Source organism: Micromonospora sp. NPDC003944 (assembly GCF_053605225.1).
Genome location: NZ_JBSGIV010000023.1, coordinates 78,021 through 92,430, shown reverse-complemented (window position 1 = coordinate 92,430; position 14,410 = coordinate 78,021). Strand labels below are relative to the sequence as shown.

At 70.9% G+C, this 14,410-nt stretch carries 13 protein-coding genes and 1 tRNA gene; 6 read left to right on the top strand and 8 right to left on the bottom strand.

Annotated features, from left to right (window positions below; genetic code table 11):
* Positions 1-117: 117 nt before the first annotated feature.
* The gene (locus ACWER9_RS14285; protein ID WP_452302256.1) at positions 118-309 is read right to left on the bottom strand and encodes a DUF2795 domain-containing protein; all 192 of its coding nucleotides are present in this window, start codon (positions 307-309) and stop codon (positions 118-120) included.
* Between the two features lie 128 nt (positions 310-437).
* Here ACWER9_RS14285 and ACWER9_RS14280 point away from each other — a divergent pair, with 128 nt between their 5' ends.
* Positions 438-1,694 (top strand): erythromycin esterase family protein, encoded by a 1,257-nt coding sequence (locus tag ACWER9_RS14280; RefSeq protein ID WP_452302255.1) that lies wholly within the window; start codon positions 438-440, stop codon positions 1,692-1,694.
* Between the two features lie 113 nt (positions 1,695-1,807).
* Here ACWER9_RS14280 and ACWER9_RS14275 read toward each other — a convergent pair whose 3' ends face one another.
* The 3 genes from ACWER9_RS14275 to ACWER9_RS14265 all read right to left on the bottom strand — a co-directional run bounded on the left by ACWER9_RS14275 (position 1,808) and on the right by ACWER9_RS14265 (position 5,166).
* A complete protein-coding gene (locus ACWER9_RS14275; RefSeq protein WP_452302254.1) occupies positions 1,808-4,045 on the bottom strand; it encodes an MMPL family transporter in 2,238 nt (745 codons plus the stop codon).
* On the bottom strand, positions 4,045-4,632 hold the full coding sequence (locus ACWER9_RS14270; RefSeq protein ID WP_452302253.1) for a TetR/AcrR family transcriptional regulator: 588 nt from the start codon (positions 4,630-4,632) through the stop codon (positions 4,045-4,047). Before ACWER9_RS14270 ends, ACWER9_RS14275 begins: the two co-directional genes overlap by 1 nt.
* Positions 4,633-4,734: 102 nt before the next feature.
* On the bottom strand, positions 4,735-5,166 hold the full coding sequence (locus ACWER9_RS14265) for a winged helix-turn-helix transcriptional regulator (protein ID WP_452302252.1): 432 nt from the start codon (positions 5,164-5,166) through the stop codon (positions 4,735-4,737).
* Positions 5,167-5,244: 78 nt separating this feature from the next.
* Between ACWER9_RS14265 and ACWER9_RS14260 the strand changes: the two genes are divergently transcribed.
* The 5 genes from ACWER9_RS14260 (at position 5,245) to ACWER9_RS14240 (ending at position 11,100) form a co-directional block, all read left to right on the top strand.
* Positions 5,245-6,729, top strand: coding sequence for an MFS transporter (locus tag ACWER9_RS14260; protein WP_452302251.1), 1,485 nt, complete (start codon positions 5,245-5,247; stop codon positions 6,727-6,729).
* 31 nt (positions 6,730-6,760) lie between these two features.
* The gene (gene ligD, locus ACWER9_RS14255) at positions 6,761-7,720 is read left to right on the top strand and encodes a non-homologous end-joining DNA ligase (protein WP_452302250.1); all 960 of its coding nucleotides are present in this window, start codon (positions 6,761-6,763) and stop codon (positions 7,718-7,720) included.
* Between the two features lie 105 nt (positions 7,721-7,825).
* Entirely contained in the window at positions 7,826-8,275 is a 450-nt protein-coding gene (locus tag ACWER9_RS14250; RefSeq protein ID WP_196919518.1) for a helix-turn-helix transcriptional regulator, read from the top strand.
* A 5-nt stretch (positions 8,276-8,280) separates the two neighbouring features.
* Positions 8,281-8,691, top strand: a complete 411-nt coding sequence (locus ACWER9_RS14245) for a VOC family protein (RefSeq protein ID WP_238657381.1) — start codon at positions 8,281-8,283, stop codon at positions 8,689-8,691.
* A gap of 27 nt (positions 8,692-8,718) precedes the next feature.
* Positions 8,719-11,100 (top strand): ATP-binding cassette domain-containing protein, encoded by a 2,382-nt coding sequence (locus ACWER9_RS14240; RefSeq protein WP_452302249.1) that lies wholly within the window; start codon positions 8,719-8,721, stop codon positions 11,098-11,100.
* Positions 11,101-11,112: 12 nt separating this feature from the next.
* On the opposite strand, the gene ACWER9_RS14235 is transcribed toward ACWER9_RS14240, so the two are convergent.
* The 4 genes from ACWER9_RS14235 to ACWER9_RS14220 all read right to left on the bottom strand — a co-directional run bounded on the left by ACWER9_RS14235 (position 11,113) and on the right by ACWER9_RS14220 (position 14,404).
* The gene (locus ACWER9_RS14235; protein WP_452302248.1) at positions 11,113-11,565 is read right to left on the bottom strand and encodes a hypothetical protein; all 453 of its coding nucleotides are present in this window, start codon (positions 11,563-11,565) and stop codon (positions 11,113-11,115) included.
* An 86-nt stretch (positions 11,566-11,651) separates the two neighbouring features.
* Positions 11,652-11,726 (bottom strand) — tRNA-Arg (locus ACWER9_RS14230).
* A gap of 313 nt (positions 11,727-12,039) precedes the next feature.
* Positions 12,040-12,732, bottom strand: coding sequence for a winged helix-turn-helix domain-containing protein (locus ACWER9_RS14225; protein ID WP_452302247.1), 693 nt, complete (start codon positions 12,730-12,732; stop codon positions 12,040-12,042).
* Between the two features lie 1,003 nt (positions 12,733-13,735).
* Positions 13,736-14,404: a DUF305 domain-containing protein gene (locus tag ACWER9_RS14220; RefSeq protein WP_452302246.1), complete on the bottom strand. Its 669-nt coding sequence runs from the start codon at positions 14,402-14,404 to the stop codon at positions 13,736-13,738.
* Positions 14,405-14,410: the final 6 nt, after the last annotated feature.

Sequence of the window (14,410 nt, the reverse complement as noted above, 5' to 3'; positions counted from 1 at the left end):
CGGTGATCAAGAGGTTTGCGTCACGACACGCCGTCGGCATGACGCAAACCTCTTGATCACCGCGGTGGGTCGGGGTGGGGTGGGGGTGGGGGGGTTGGGCGCGGTGGGTGAGGTGGGTTAGGTGGGGGTGGAGAGGGCTGCGTTCAGCTCGTCGGGGGAGTTGAACTGGTCTGCTGGTAGGGCTTGCAGCATCTGCAGCATTGCTGTGCTGGCCCCGTTCTCCTGGCCCCAGCGGATCAGGTCCTCCCGGGAGACCGGGTAGTCGAGCCCGGCCAGGTACTCCTGCAACTGCACCCCGGTGACGGTCATGTCGGCCGGCTACCCGCTCGCGGTGGTCGTACACCGGCTTGGTCGGCAGCCACGACGGCCCGGCGGCCGGCGTGTCGGCCCGCGACGCGCCCACGGTTTGCCGGAGCGGCGGCCGGGTAGCCGCTGGCATGCTGGTTCAGCGGCTCGGCGCGCCGAGCGACTTCGACCCGTTGCTGGAGCGCGTTCGGAACGCCCGGGTGGTGATGATCGGCGAGTCCACCCACGGCAGTTACGACTACTACCGGTTGCGTGAGCAGCTCACCCGCCGGCTCATCGCGGAGTGTGGTTTCTCCTTCGTCGCGGTGGAGGGTGACTGGCCCGACTGTGATCGGGTGCACCGTTCGGTGACGGCCGCCCCGGGTGGCGCACTCGAACCGCAGCTCGCACTCGACCAGTTTGAGCGATGGCCGACCTGGATGTGGGCCAATGCCGAGGTGGCCCGGTTCGCCAGTTGGCTGCGCTCCTGGAACGTGGAGCGGCCGGAGGAGCAACGGGCCGGGTTCCACGGGCTCGACGTGTACAGCCTCTGGGAGTCGATGCAGGCGATCTTCGACTACCTGGGGGAGGAGGACCCGAAGTCACTCGAGGCGGCGCAGGACGCGTACCGGTGCTTCGAGCCGTACGGCAGGAGGGTCGAGGAGTACGGCGCGGCAAGCCGGTTCGTCTCCGCCCGCTGTGAGGAGGAGGTCGTCCGGTTGCTCGCCCGGACCCGTGAACACGCCCTCTCCGATGGCCCGGACCGCTTCTCGGCCTGGCAGAACGCAGAGGTGGTGGCCGGTGCCGAGCGCTACTACCGGGCGATGGTGGCCGGCGGGCCCGACTCGTGGAACATCCGCGACACCCACATGCAGGACACTCTGGACCGGCTGCTGGACCGCTACGGCCCGGATGCCCGGGGCATCGTCTGGGCGCACAACACGCACGTCGGGGATGCGCGGGCCACCGACATGGCCGCCGACGGGATGGTCAACATCGGTCAGTTGGCCCGGGAGCGGCACGGCGAGGACGCGGTGGCCCTGGTCGGCTTCGGAAGCTACCGGGGCACGGTGATCGCCGCACCCCGCTGGGGGTCGCCGCCCGAGGCGATGGTGGTGCCCCCGGCCCGGGAGGGGTCGATCGAGCGGCGGCTGCACGAGCTGATGCCGGAGCGGGCGGTGCTGATCTTCGGCGGCGACGACCAGCCGGGCTGGGTCACCGACACCGTGGACCACCGGGCGATCGGGGTGGTCTACGACCCGTCGTTCGAGTCCTGGGGCAACTACGTGCCGACACGGCTCGGCGACCGCTACGACGCGTTCATCTGGTGCGACGACACCACAGCTCTGCACCCGCTGCCGGTGCCGGCCGTCCCGGGCGAGATGCAGACCTACCCGGCGGGCGTCTGACCCACGGTCGGTCGTGCCTCATTGCGGCGATCATGGAGTTGTGGTGCTGGACGAAGGCCTCTGATCGGGGCACGACGGGCACCACAACTCCATGATCGACCGGGTGGGGCGGGTCAGACGTGGGTCGGGGTGCGGTCTTCGAGGTGGGAGCGCAGGCCCTCGCCTTCGATGTCCACGTTGGGCAGGGCGCGGTCGAGCCAGCGGGGCAGCCACCAGGCGCGGTCGCCGAGCAGTGACATCACCGCCGGGACGATTGTCATCCGGACCACGAACGCGTCGATGGCGACACCGATGGCGAGCGCGAAGCCCATCGACTTGATCACCGGGTCCTCCAGAAAGACGAAGCCCCCGAAGACCGAGATCATGATCAGCGCGGCGGCCGTGACCACCCGTGCGCCGTGCCCCATGCCGCTGATGGTGGCCTGTCGGGCCGTCTCACCGTGGACGAAGTCCTCCCGCATCCGCGACACCAGGAACACCTCGTAGTCCATGGCGAGGCCGAACAGGATGCCGATGAGCAGGATCGGCAGGAAGCTGATCAGCGGGCCGGGCGTGTCCAGGCCGACGAGGTCGGCGAGGTGCCCCTGCTGGAAGACGGCCACCGTGATGCCGAACGTGGCGGCGACGGTGAGCAGGAAGCCCAGCGCCGCCTTGACCGGCACCAGCAGAGAGCGGAACACGAGCATCAGCAGCAGCACCGAGAGCCCGACCACCAGCAGCAGGTAGACCGGCAGCGCGTCGGAGAGCTTCTCGGAGACGTCGATGCCGATCGCGGTGACGCCGGTGAGCAGCACGTCCGCGTCGGAGATTCCGCTCACCGCGCCGCGGATGTCGTGCACCAGGGTCTCGGTGGCCTCGTCGGTCGGGCCGGTCTTCGGCACCACGCCGAGCAGCGCGGTCCGGCCGTCCGGGCTGAGCTGCGGCGGTGCCACCGCGAGGACGTTCTCGGTGCGCTGGAGCAGGGCGGTGACCTGCGGCACGGCGGCCGAGGTGGCCTGTGGCGTGTCACCGGCGACCACCACCGCGAGCCGGCCGGTGAAGCCTGCTCCGAAGCCCTCGACGGTCAGGTCGTTGGCCACCCGGGCGGGTGAGCCGACGGCGGCCGTCGCGGCGCCCGGCAGGGCCAGCCGCATGTCCGGCGTGGGCAGCGCGAGCAGCCCCAGGCCGAGCAGACCGACCAGGATGACCGGTACGCGGAAGCGGGTGATCATCCGTGCCCAGCGGAAGCCGAACCGGTTGCGGTCCTCGGTCGTGGTCGTCGTCGTCGGCGCGGTCGGCCGGTCGGTGACGTCCGAGTCGTCCTCGTCGGAGGTGGCGGTGGCGGTGGCGGTGGGGACGGCACGCAGCCGGCGGGGGAGCACCCGACGGCCGGCGAAACCGAGCAGCGCCGGCTGGAGGGTGATGGCGACGAGCACGGCGACGGTGACCGTGCCGGCGGCGGCGAGACCCATCACGGTGAGGAACGGGATGTCCACCACGGCGAGCCCGGCCAGGGCGATGACCACTGTCGCGCCGGCGAAGACCACGGCCGAGCCGGCGGTACCCACGGCCCGGCCGACCGCCTCCTCCGGGGACAGGCCGTCGAGCAGGTTCTGCCGGTGCCGGGAGGTGATGAAGAGCGAGTAGTCGATGCCGACCGCGAGACCGAGCATCAGCGCCAGGATCGGTGCGGTGCTGGTGAGCTGGATGGCGCCGCTCAGCGCGAACAGGCCGGCCATGCCGGCGCCCACGCCGATCAGCGCGTTGAGCATCGTCATGCCGGCGGCGACCAGGGAGCCGAACGTGATGATCAGGACGATCGCGGCGACGAGGACGCCGAGCGCTTCGGTGGAACCGATCTCCGGCTCACCGCCGAGCACCTCGCCGCCCGGTGCGACCTGCCAGCCCTGTGCCTTGGCCGCCGCGCCAACCTGCTCGTACGCGGTGCGCTGCGCGTCGGTGACGTCGTCCCCGCCGGTGGCGAACTGGACCTGGACCAGCGCGTACCGGCCGTTCGGTGAGACCGCGCCGACCTGGAGCGGGTTGACCGCGCCGACCACGCCGGGCAGTGTCGACGCCTGCTGGACGAGTTCCTGCACCACGGCCTGACCCTGCGGGGTGGCCAGTTGGCCGTCGGCGGGTGCCTTGATCGCGATGGTGCCGGTGGCGCCGCTCGCCGCGGGGAACTGGTCGGCCAGCAGGTCGAGCGCGCGTTGGCTCTCGGTGCCGGGCATGGTGAAGTTGCTCGCCGTCGGGCCGCGCAGGGTCGCCGCGGCCAGGCCGGCGACGACGAGTACGACGAGCCAGAGCGCGACGACGAGCCGTCGCCGGCGCAACGCGCCCCGGCCGAGCCGGTAGAGCAGGGTGGCCATCAGGAGTCCTTGTCCTCGGTCGTGGGTGGATGGGGCAGGGCTGTGTCGACGGGTTCGACGGCCCGCCGGGCGAGGGTGAGCAGGGCGAGGCGCAGTTCGTCGTCGGGGATGTCGGCGAACTCGGCGCACGCCTCGGAGATGCCGGCGAGCAGCACCAGCGCGGCGATCCGGGCGCCCGGCCGGTCGGAGTGCCCGGCGAGGGCGTCCCGCAGCCGGTCGGAGATCTGCTGGATGTGCGCGAAGGCCGGCTGGCACAGCAGCTCGGGGAACTCGCCGCGTAGTACCGCGATCTCCTGCCGGAACCGGACCGCGAGGTCGACGAAGCCCTGGGCGGCGACCTCCTGGGCGGCCGCTCCGGTCAGGCCGGTGAGCTGGTCGTCGAGGTCGCGAAGGACGCCGATCGCGGGTGCCATCAGCTCGGCGAGAAGGGCTTCCTTGTTGGCGAAGTGGTACAGCACGGTGGCCTTGGAGCATCCGACCTCGCGGGCGATGTCCTGCAGGGAGGTGCCCCGGTAGCCGGTCACCGTGAACCGCCGCGCCGCCGCGGCGAGGATCTCGCCGTGCGTGTCGGGTACCGCTCTGACCATGCCGGGTCCACCTCCCGCAGACCAGCATGCCTGACCGATCGGTCAGACCCTGACCGATCGGTCAGACGGAAGCGGTGGCGTTCACCACACCCCGAGCGGGTTTCAGTCGGCGTGCTGGGCGTCGTACCTGGTCCGCGCCTCGGCGATGGCCCGGCGGTGCCGCTCGGCCCAGCTGGTCAGCGCGACAAGCGACTCGTAGAGCTCCAGCGCCATCGGGGTGGCGGTGTATTCGACCTTGGGCGGGACGGTCGGGTAGACCGTGCGGTGCAGCAGGCCGTCCCGTTCCAGGTTGCGCAGCGTCAGCGTGAGCATCCGGCGGCTGATCCCCTCGACGTCCCGCTCCAGCTCGGTGAACCGCACCGGCCCGTGCGAGGCGGCCACGAGGATGCCGATGCTCCACTTGCCGCCGACCCGGTCCAGAACCTCGCGGACGGTGCACGCCCGAGCCTGGCCCGGGGTGAACGGCACGTTCTCGGCCGTGCAGGTCAGCTCGGCCTTCACCAGCGCGGACACATCGCTGTTCCTCTGGGACATCAAAGTGCCTCCTTCCGCTCCGGTTCATGGTCACAGACGATGACCTCGGTAACAAACCGTGCACCAAGGAGGAATCTCGTGGACCGTGTCGTTCCATCCCGCTGGCCGGCGCTGCTGGTGCTCTGCGCCGGCAGCCTGATGATCATTCTGGATGGCACCGTCGTCGCGGTGGCGCTACCCGCCGTGCAGCGCGACCTGGGCTTCACCCCCGCCGGCCTGGCCTGGGTCGTCAACGCGTACCTCGTGGCCTTCGGCGGGCTGCTGCTGCTCGCCGGTCGGCTCGGCGACCTGCTCGGCCGACGGCGGGTCTTCCTGGCCGGCGTAACGCTCTTCACGGCGGCGTCGTTGGCCTGCGCCGTCGCCACCGGGCCGGCCCTGCTCGTCGGGGCGCGGTTCGGGCAGGGTGTCGGCGGGGCGCTGGCCATGGCGGTGAGCCTCGGCATGATCGTCCGGCTCTACCCCGAACCGGCCGAGCGGGCCCGTGCCATCGCCGTCTTCAGCTTCACCGGCGCGGCCGGTGCGTCGGTGGGCACGGTCGCCGGAGGGGTGCTCACCCAGGCCGCCGGTTGGCGGACGATCTTCCTGGTCAACGTGCCGATCGGAGCGGTCATCCTGTTCGCCGCCCTGCGTCGCCTCCCGGCCGAACGGGGGATCGGCCTGCGGGCCGGCCTGGACCTGCCCGGCGCGTTGCTTGCCACCGCCGGTCTGATGGCCGCCGTGCTGGGCATCGTGGGGACCGGCGAGCACGGCTGGACCAGCCCTCGGACGCTCGGCGCGGTGGCCCTCGCGGCGCTGCTGCTCGGCGGGTTCGCGCTGCGTCAACGGGTGGCGACGACCCCGCTGGTGCCGTCCCGGGTGTTGCGCGTCCCGGGTCTGGTGGCGGCGAACTCCGTGCAGTTCCTCATGGTCTGCGCGTACTTCGGGTTCCAGTTCCTGCTCGCCGTGGAACTGCAACTGGTGTTGGGGCTGGACGCCGCCGCGACCGGCTGGGCCTTCCTGCCCACCCCGGTGGTGATCGCCGTGGTCTCACTGGGCCTGGCCGGTCGGCTGATCGCCAGGTGGGGTGCCCGGAGCGTCCTGCTGGTCGGGCTCGTCCTGGCGACCGCCGGCTTCCTCCTGCTCGCCCGGCTCCCGGTCGACGGCGTCTACGTCGTGGACGTACTCCCGGCGATGTTGATCTTCGGGGTGGCCGGCGGCCTGACCCTGCCGGCGGTCACCACCCTGGCCATGGCCGGCGCGACCGACACGGACGCCGGGCTCGCGTCCGGCCTGGCCAACACCACCCAACAGGTCGGTGGCGCGGTCGGCCTGGCCGCGCTTGCCACCCTGGCCGCCGCCCGCAGCGACGGTCTCCGGGCCGCCGGCTGGGCCGAGGCCGCCGCGCTCGCCGGCGGCTACCGGACCGCCTTCGCCGTGGCCGCCGGTCTCGTGGTCGCCGCGTGGCTGGTGGCGCTGACCACCCTGCCCCGACGCCCGGCGGGGCCGTCGTCGGCCGCCGACCCGTCCGGCCCGGCCACGGTGGGTACCGGAACCGATTCGTACCGAAGCGCCGCGTCCGGTTGACCGGCGGCAGTCGGGCCGGGAGGGTGGTCGGGTGACCAAGGCTGACGAGACCCGGGACGGCGTGGCCCTGACCAACCTGGACCAGCCGCTGTCCGACCGCGACGACGCGACGAAGCGCGATCTGGTCGACTACCTCGACGCGGTCGCCGACCGGATCCTCCCGCACCTGCGGGGCCGGCCGCTGTCGGTGATCAGGGTCCGCCCCGGCCAGCCGCCGTTCATGCAGAAGAACCTGCCCCGCTACACCCCGGACTGGGTCCGCCGGGCGCCGGTCTGGGCGGAGGCCTCGCACCGGGAGATCTCGTACGCCCTCTGCGACGACCGCCGCACCCTGCTCTGGTTCGCCAACCAGCGGGCGGTGGAGTACCACCCGACGCTTGCCACCGTGGCGGACCTGCACCGCCCGACCCACCTGGTTCTCGACCTCGACCCGCCGGACGGCGACGGGTTCCGCGCGGCTGTCGACGCCGCCCTGCTGGTCCGTCAGGCGCTCGCCGACGCCGGTCTGGCCGGCGCCGTCAAGACCAGCGGTGCCAAGGGCGTGCACGTCTTCGTTCCGGTGACCGACGAACCCACGGCCGAGGAGTTGGCCGCCGCCACCCGGGCGCTCGCCGTCCGCGCCGAGCGGCTCGACCCGGCGCTGGCCACCACGGCGTACATCAAGGAGGACCGCGGTGGCCGGGTCTTCGTGGACGCCACCCGGGCGGGCGGGGCGACAGTTGCCGCCGCGTACAGCCCCCGGCTGCGTCCCGGGGTGCCGGTCTCGTTCCCGGTCGACTGGGCCGACCTGACCGAGGTGACCCCCGCCGACTTCACCATCCGGACCGCGCCAGCGCTGCTCGCCGACGCTGACCCGTGGGCCGCGCTGATGCCGGCCCCGCAACCACTCCCCGCCGATCTGGTCGCCGAGGGGCGGACCATCCCGGTGGCCCGGGTACAGGCCATGCATGAGGGGAAGCGCCGGGCCCGCGCCCGCCGCGAAGCCGGCTGAGCTGCCCCGTCGGCCCCCCGCTCGCGCCGGCTGACCTGCTCCGACAGCTACCGTTCGCGCCTGGCGCGCGGCCGATTGTCGGTGGGTTGTGGCACGATTTCGCAGGTGAGCAGCAAACCCGACGCGACCCAGCGACTGGGCGACCTGGCGCGGCTGCGCCGGGTCCGCGACCGGATCGACCGGGAGTACGCGCAGCCGCTTGACGTCGAGGCGCTGGCGCGTGGCGCGCACATGTCCGCCGGGCACCTCAGCCGAGAGTTCCGGCTCGCCTACGGCGAATCTCCGTACAGCTACCTGATGACCCGGCGGATCGAGCGGGCGATGGCCCTGCTGCGCCGTGGCGACCTGAGCGTCACCGACGTCTGTTTCGCGGTCGGCTGTTCGTCGTTGGGCACCTTCAGCACCCGCTTCACCGAGTTGGTGGGCGTGCCGCCGAGCGTCTACCGGCGGCAGGCGGCGCAGGCGACGGCGGGAATGCCGTCGTGCGTGGCGAAGCAGGTGACCAGACCGGTCAGGAATCGAGAAGCGCGGGTCACCGCGCCGCAACTAGCGTGACCAGCATGGACATCACCATTCACTCGAGCTTCCTTCCGCACACCGACCCGGAGGCCTCCCTGGTCTTCTACCGCGACATCCTCGGCTTCGAGGTCCGCCTCGACGTCGGGTACGAGGGGATGCGCTGGATCACCGTCGGGCCGGTCGGCCAGCCCAGCACCGCGATCGTCCTGCACCCGCCGGCCGCCAACCCCGGCATCACCGACGACGAACGACAGACCATCCTCGAACTGATGGCCAAGGGCAGCTACTTCGGTGTCAACCTGGCCACCACCGACCTCGACGCCACCTTCGCCAAGCTGGAGGCCAGCGACGCCGAGGTCGTCCAGGAGCCGACCGAGCAGCCGTACGGCGTACGCGACTGTGCCTTCCGGGACCCGGCGGGCAACATGGTCCGCATCCAGGAAGTCCGCTGAGTCCCGCGCCCGACAGATGGAGACACGATGAGCACGGCCCCCCAGCCGTCCACCCCGCACGTCGCCGACAGCCACGACCTGATCCGGGTGCAGGGCGCGCGGGTGAACAACCTCAAGGACGTCAGCGTCGAGATTCCGAAGCGGCGGCTGACGGTGTTCACAGGTGTCTCCGGCTCCGGCAAGAGCTCGCTGGTGTTCGGCACCATCGCGGCCGAGTCGCAGCGGATGATCAACGAGACCTACAGCGCCTTCGTGCAGGGTTTCATGCCGACGTTGGCGCGGCCCGAGGTCGACCTGCTAGACGGCCTGACCACGGCGATCATCGTGGACCAGGAGCGGATGGGCGCCAACTCCCGCTCCACCGTGGGCACCGCCACCGACGCCAACGCGATGCTGCGCATCCTGTTCAGCCGGCTCGGCCAGCCGCACATCGGCTCGCCCAACGCGTACTCCTTCAACGTCCCGTCGGTGAAGGCGACGGGTGCGATCACCGTCGATCGTGGCGCCGGCAAGACCAAGACCGAGAAGGCGACCTTCAACCGACTCGGCGGCATGTGCCCGCGGTGCGAGGGCATGGGCGCGGTGACCGACATCGACCTGTCGGCGCTCTACGACGACAACCTCTCGCTCAACGAGGGCGCGATCACCATCCCGGGTTACAGCATGGAGGGCTGGTTCGGCCGGATCTTCCGCGGCTGCGGCTACTTCGACCCGGACAAGCCGATCGCCAAGTTCACCAAGCGGGAGCTGCACGACCTGCTCCACCGGGAGCCGACCAAGATCAAAATCGATGGGATCAACCTGACGTACGCGGGTCTGATCCCGTCGATCCAGAAATCCTTCCTCGCCAAGGACATCGACGCGTTGCAACCGCACATCCGCGCCTTCGTGGAGCGTGCGGTCACCTTCACGACCTGCCCGGACTGCGCCGGCACCCGGCTCGGCTCGGAGGCCCGGTCGTCGAAGATCAAGGGTAAGAACATCGCCGACGTGTGCGCGATGCAGATCAGCGACCTGGCCACCTGGGTACGCGGCATCGACGAGCCGTCGGTGGCCCCATTGCTTGCGGGCCTGCAACACCTCCTCGACTCGTTCGAGGAGATCGGGCTCGGCTACCTGTCGCTCGACCGGCCTGCGGGCACCCTCTCCGGCGGCGAGGCGCAGCGCACCAAGATGATCCGTCACCTCGGCTCCTCGCTCACCGACGTCACCTACGTCTTCGACGAGCCGACGATCGGGCTGCACCCGCACGACATCCAACGGATGAACGAGCTGCTGCTCCAACTGCGCGACAAGGGAAACACCGTGCTTGTCGTCGAGCACAAGCCGGAAGCCATCGTGATCGCCGACCACGTCGTCGACCTCGGGCCCGGCGCAGGGACGGACGGCGGCACGGTCTGCTACGAGGGCAGCGTGCAGGGCCTACGGACCAGCGGCACCATCACCGGCCGCCACCTCGACGACCGGGCGGCCCTCAAGCAGACGGTGCGGACGCCCACCGGCAAGCTGGAGATCCGGGGCGCAACGGCAAACAACCTCCAGGACGTGGACGTCGACGTACCCCTCGGGGTGCTCGTCGTCGTGACCGGCGTCGCCGGCTCCGGCAAGAGTTCACTTGTGCACGGGTCGATCCCCGCCGGCGCGGGTGTGGTGTCGATCGACCAGAGCGCGATCCGCGGCTCCAGGCGCAGCAACCCGGCCACGTACACCGGGTTGCTCGACCCGATCCGCAAGGCGTTCGCGAAGGCCAACGGTGTGAAGCCGGCGCTGTTCAGCGCCAACTCCGAGGGTGCCTGCCCGAGCTGCAACGGTGCCGGCGTCATCTATACCGACCTGGGAATGATGGCGGGCGTCGCCGCACCCTGCGAGGACTGCGAGGGCAAGCGGTTCCAGGCGTCGGTGCTGGAATACCGCTTCGGCGGTCGCGACATCAGCGAGGTGCTCGCGATGTCGGTCACGCAGGCGGAGAAGTTCTTCGGCGCCGGCGAGGCACGTACGCCGGCAGCGCACGCCATCCTCGACCGACTGGCCGACGTCGGGCTCGGCTACCTGAGCCTGGGGCAGCCGCTCACGACCCTCTCCGGCGGGGAACGGCAACGGCTCAAGCTGGCCACCCACATGGCCGAGAAGGGCGGCGTCTACGTCCTCGACGAGCCGACCACCGGCCTGCACCTGGCCGACGTCGAGCAACTGCTCGGCCTGCTCGACCGACTTGTCGACGCCGGTAAGTCGGTGATCGTCATCGAGCACCACCAGGCGGTCATGGCGCACGCCGACTGGATCATCGACATCGGCCCCGGCGCCGGCCACGACGGTGGCCGGATCGTCTTCGAGGGCACACCCACCGACCTCGTCGCCGCCCGTTCCACAGTCACCGGCGAACACCTGGCGGCGTACGTCGGCGGCTGATCGTCTCCTGGGTCAGTCGACCGGGGGTGGGGCGTTCTTCGCCGTCCTGGTGGCGAGGGCTGCGCAGGCGACGGTGACCAGCCCGAGGGCGACCGTGGCCGGGGTGACGTACCCGGGCACCGACGAGGTGACGTACGACCCGCCGCCGCTGAGGTGGCACTCGAAGTGCAGCGGAAGAAGGCTGACGTCGTACCCGTCGACCATGCTCGCCACCTGCGGTCCGACCTCCCGGCAGGGCTCGATCGGGGAGGAGTCGGTGCCGCCGCCCTCCGCCCGCATCACCGCGTAGCCGAGGTTGAGCAGACCCCACGCGTACACAGCGACTGTTCCCGCGCCGGCGAGGAGCGCTGCGGCCCCCAGCCGCCCCGACTGCTTCCGGAACACCGCGCTGAGGCCACGAACGGCGAGGATCGTCGCGGCGACCGCTCCGACCAGTGCGGCGAGGATCAGCCCGAGAAACAGCATGCCGACATTCTTGATCTTGCCGGGTGGCGGATGCAAAAACCGGGCGCGGGGAGCCGATGTGCTCCTGCGCCCGGTGAAGGTGCTCGTGGTGCCCCCGGCAGGATTCGAACCTGCGCCCCCGCCTCCGGAGGGCGGTGCTCTATCCCCTGAGCTACGGGGGCTCAGCGACTGGAGAAGACTAGCAAACCTCCCCTCCGTACGCCGAATCGGTATCGGGTGAGCCGATCGTGTCGGCGACCGGCCCACCCAGCAGGTTGCCACCGTCCGGCGGTCGGGCCGTTGTCGTCCGCCGAGCGGGCCGCTGCTACCGCTCGGCGGTCGGGCTGTTGTCGTCCGGCGGTCGTGCCGCTGCCGGCAGTCGGGCCGTTGTCGTCCGGTGGTCGTGCCGCTGCTGCCGCTCGGCGGTCGGGCTGTTGTCGTCCGCCGGTCGGGCTGTTGTCGTCCGGTGGTCCGGCCGCTGCTACCGCTCGGTCGTCAGGCCGCTACTGCCCGGCCGCAGCTGGGCAGCGGGTGCAGGACGATTCGGCGCGGAAGCCGGCGCGGCCACTCGTTGCGCGGCCAGGAGCCGTCCACGATGAGGTGCGCGGTGCGCTGCTCCTCGCCGCTGAGTCGCAGCACGAAGTCGCGGGGGAGCGGCGGGTCCACGGTCGGTGTGGTGATCATGAAGCGCACCCGACCGCGGGACGAGACGGCCGAGATCACGTCCGCGGCCGGCATCGTGCCGCGCAAACGGACCCGGCCGATCCAGTAGACCTCCGCGACGTGCTCCTGAGCGGCCCGGGTAATCGCCGGGTACTCGCTGCGGACCCACCGCTCGACCGCGCTCACGCAGAGCCCGCAGGCCCGTTCGCGCGGCTCGCGCGGACCCAACCCCCAGGCCCGCAGGTACGCCCCGACCGCGCCAGCGTCCAACGGCAGGTCGAAGCGCTGCTGGATGAGCGTGGTGAGGCTCTGCCGCGTCCACAGCTCCTCGTCCAGGCCGAACTCGTCGGGGTGGACGCCCCGCAGCATGTCGATCAACTCGAGTTCCTGTTCGCGGCTGAGCATTCCCGGCTCGCCCTGCCGCTGTCCGCGACGGACGGCTGCCACCGCCCCGTCACCACCGATGGTGTGGCGTCGGCACCAGCTGGTGACCGAACGCCGTGCGTCTCTGAGTGCAACCCCCACGTCTTGGGCAACGAGCCCGAATCGCAACTGGTCACGATATGTGGGGAGAAAACTCTCTAAGCAACGTAATCGCCTGTGCCACACAAAACGCCCACAAGTGACGAAGCGGGGCGACGAGGTCAGGTAGGCGCCCGGGCCCGATCTTGATCGACTCGATTTCCTGGAAGTCGGGGGGTCTCGATCGCGCGGACCGCGCGGTTTCCCGGAACTCGAGTTGATCATGCCAAGGGTTGGGAACCCCGAGACGCCACCGCGCTGGGCCCGGCCTTGGGAACCCCGAGTCGATCACGCCATGGGGTCAGGCCTTGGGAAGCCCGAGTCGATCACGCCATGGGGTCAGGCCTTGGGAAACCCCGAGTTGGTCACGCCAGGGGTCGGGCCTTGGGAGCCTGGAGTAGATCATGCCAGGGTCCGGGCCTTGGGAACCGCGCAGCGCCACCGCATTGGGTCGGGCCGCGGCGCGTCGATCACTGCCGGGCCGCGTTAGGCCGGGCCGGGGTGTGTTGGGCCTGGCTGCGATGCGTTGGGTGGGGCCAGGCGAGTGGTGGATTTAGACCAGGGACCGCTGGCCGCGTGCTGCGGTCCGCCTGATCGACTCGGGTTCCTTGAAGTCGAGCGATCCCAGCCAGGCGGACCGCGCGGTTTCCTGCAACCCGAGTCGATCATTCCGTCGAGAACGCCAGGCGCCCTGTGCACTTCGGGAGCTGGGCGGATCACGCCAAGCCGTTGATGATTCGTCGGCCGGGGATCGCTGGCCGTGTGGGGCCCGCCTTGATCGACTCGGGTTCCTGAATATCGGGGGGTCCCGCTCGTGTGGACTGCCCGGTTTCCTGCAACCCGAGTCGACCAAGGACGTGGCCGGAATCGAGATCCGGGGTCGGCCCAAGGTTGGGGGCCGGCGGTGTGGACGGGGTCGAACGGTGGGGCGGGGTAATGCGGACGTGGTACGGCCCGCGTCACCCACCATCGGCGGGGGACGCGGGCCGGGTGCCCGTGCGGTCGGTCAGCCCTTGGCTTGCGCCTGGAGCTGCCGGAGGTTGTTCAGTTCGGTCTGCTGGGTGGCTTTCATGGTGTCGGCCACCCGGACCACCTCGGCGTTGTCGGTCTCGCCGAGCGCCGCGTCGATCATGTGGATGCCGCCCAGGTGGTGGTCGTACATCAGGGTCAGGAACTGTCGATCGACCTCGATGCCCTGGGCGTTGCGCAGGGCGGTCATCTGTTCCGGTGTGGCCATGCCCGGCATCAGGCCGTCCTTGAGGCTGGCCCCGTCCGACATCCACGACATCGGCGGCTTCGACCCGGTCGGGCTGAGGCCCCATTCGCGCAGCCACGTCTGCATCGCGCCGATCTCGCCCTGCTGGCCGGTGGCGATGTCGACGGCGATCTGCCGCACCTCGGGGAGGGTCGCCGACCGGTACGCGATGAGGCTCATCTCCACCGCCTGCGCGTGGTGGGTCGTCATGTCCCGGGCGAAGCCCGCCTCGACCGAGGCGTCACCGGGTCGGGTGAGCCGCGGGGTGAGCAGACCGCCCGCGTAGCCGAGGAGGAGCCCCACCACCAGCATGACGGCCAGCGCCAGCACGCCGTAGCGCGACGCCGGGGCCCGGCCGCCCTCGTCCGGGGCGGCCGGGATCTCGTCGTACTCGCTGTCGGTGGTTGCCGGAGCGGTCATTGCCGT